A 2,124-nucleotide genomic window follows, 5' to 3' on the forward strand; every position below is an offset into this window, starting at 1 on the left:
CGCCGAGGAAAAAATGTAGTTTTGTGGCGGAGGTGAAGGGAAAAAGATAGACTCCCAATCAGGGCGAGAAAGAGCCCGGAAAGGGAGTCAGGAAATGAAAGGAGCACAGTGGATGGATATCCGAAGCGACAGACAGAAAGGGCTGAGCTATGTGGAGCTGGGCCGGAAGTACCACATGGATCCCCGGACGGCAAAGCGGTACGCGGAATCGCCGCAGAAGCCGGAGTACACATTGAGCGAACCCAAGCCCACGAAGATGGACCCCTACAAACAGATCGTGGACGAGTGGCTGGAGGAGGCGCCGTACTCGGCGCTGCGGATCCTGGAGAAGCTGCGGGAGATGGGGTTTGACGGAGGCTACAGCATCGTGAAGGCGTATGTGAGCAGCCGGAAAATGGACTTGAATGAGAAAGCAACAGTGCGGTTTGAGACGATGCCAGGAAAGCAAGGGCAGATGGACTGGGGATTTTTCGAGGATCACCTGGTGTACGAGGACGGAAAGTGGAAGAAGCTGTATTGCTTTCTCATGATTCTGGGGTATTCGCGGATGCGGTACATCGAGTTCGTAACGGATATGAGCACAAACACACTGATTCGGTGTCACCAGAACGCATTCCGGTACTTTGGCGGATACCCAGAGGAGATTCTGTACGATAACATGAAGCAGGTAGTCATCAAGCGGCTTTTGAAGCAGGAGGATTCCACGCTGAACCGGCAGTTTGAGGACTTTGCGGGATTTTACGGGTTCAAGCCCATCCTGTGCCGCCCCTACCGTGGCCAGACGAAAGGAAAAGTGGAGCGGACGGTGCAGTTTGTGCGGGACAACTTCATGGTCGGGATCAAGTACAACAGTCTGGCAGATTTGAATGGACAAGCCTTGGCTTGGTGTAATAAGGTCAATGGCAAAGTTCATGCTACCACGAACGAGGTTCCTTTTGAGCGGCTGAAAAAGGAGGGGTTGAGCCCCCTCTCCAGAGAGTACATCATCGACAAAATCAACCTTAGGCGGGTACAAAAAGACTGCCTCATCTCCTACGCCGGCAATCAGTACTCCGTGCCAGCGGAGTATGTCGGCAAAGATGTGGCAGTCGTAGCCCTCGACAGTATGCTGGCGGCCTACTATGAAGGCAAGCAGATCGCTCTGCACCGAATATCGTATCAAAGGAGGGACATGGTTGTCAATCCTCAGCATTACCGAAGGCTTACGTTGAAGCAGACAATGGATGCAGAAAATGTTCTGCTGGAACAGGACAAAGTGATTGATTTCCCCTTGAAACCCTCTGATTTATCCAGATATGACGAGGTGCTGTATGAGTGAATTTGCTATGGACAGGCTGAGGGAAAACCTGGAAGCCCTTAAGATGAAAAACACCCTGGAGATTCTGGACAACTACCTGGAACGGGCGGTGGCGGACAAGCTCAACATTGTGGAGGTTTTGGATCACATTTTCTCAGAAGAAGCCAAATCCAAGCGGAGACGGGCCTATGAGAAGCAGATCCAGATGTCTGGCTTTCCCATTAAGAAAACCCTGGACGACTTCGATTTCTCTTTCCAACCCTCCATCGACAAGCGCCAGATCGACGAGTTGGCCACCATGCGTTTTCTGGAAAACAGGGAGAATGTAGTATTCCTCGGACCACCAGGTGTGGGCAAGACTCATCTGGCCTCCGCTTTGGGCCTGGTGGCGGCTCAGCACCGGTTCTCCACCTACTACATCAACTGCCACCAGCTCATTGAGCAGCTGAAAAAGGCTCATTTTGAGAACCGTCTGCCGGACAAGCTCAAGGTTCTGGCCAAGTACAGGATGCTCATCATTGACGAAATCGGCTATCTCCCTATGGATATCCAAGGTGCAAACCTGTTCTTCCAGCTCATTGCCAGACGGTATGAGAAAACGTCCACCGTTTTTACCTCCAACAAGACCTTCTCCCAGTGGAACGAGGTCTTTGCCGACGTCACCATCGCCTCCGCCATCCTGGATCGTGTACTGCATCACTGCACCGTTATCAACATCAAGGGTGAGTCTTACCGCCTGAAGGAACGCAAGGAATTCATGCGCCAGAAACAGCAAATCGTGAACACTCTTTTTGAGCAAGGAAACGCTTAGTTTTGTTACCCCCCCC

At 52.0% G+C, this 2,124-nt stretch carries 2 protein-coding genes; both read left to right on the plus strand.

The window, feature by feature from the left end:
• The first annotated feature begins 112 nt into the window (after positions 1-112).
• Positions 113-1,318, plus strand: coding sequence for an IS21 family transposase (gene istA / locus D7X94_RS17760; RefSeq protein WP_243111384.1), 1,206 nt, complete (start codon positions 113-115; stop codon positions 1,316-1,318).
• Positions 1,311-2,108, plus strand: coding sequence for an IS21-like element helper ATPase IstB (istB, locus tag D7X94_RS17765; RefSeq protein ID WP_120429146.1), 798 nt, complete (start codon positions 1,311-1,313; stop codon positions 2,106-2,108). Before istA ends, istB begins: the two co-directional genes overlap by 8 nt.
• Positions 2,109-2,124: the final 16 nt, after the last annotated feature.

The organism is Acutalibacter sp. 1XD8-33 (assembly GCF_003612555.1).
Classification (GTDB): Bacteria; Bacillota; Clostridia; order Oscillospirales; family Acutalibacteraceae; genus Acutalibacter.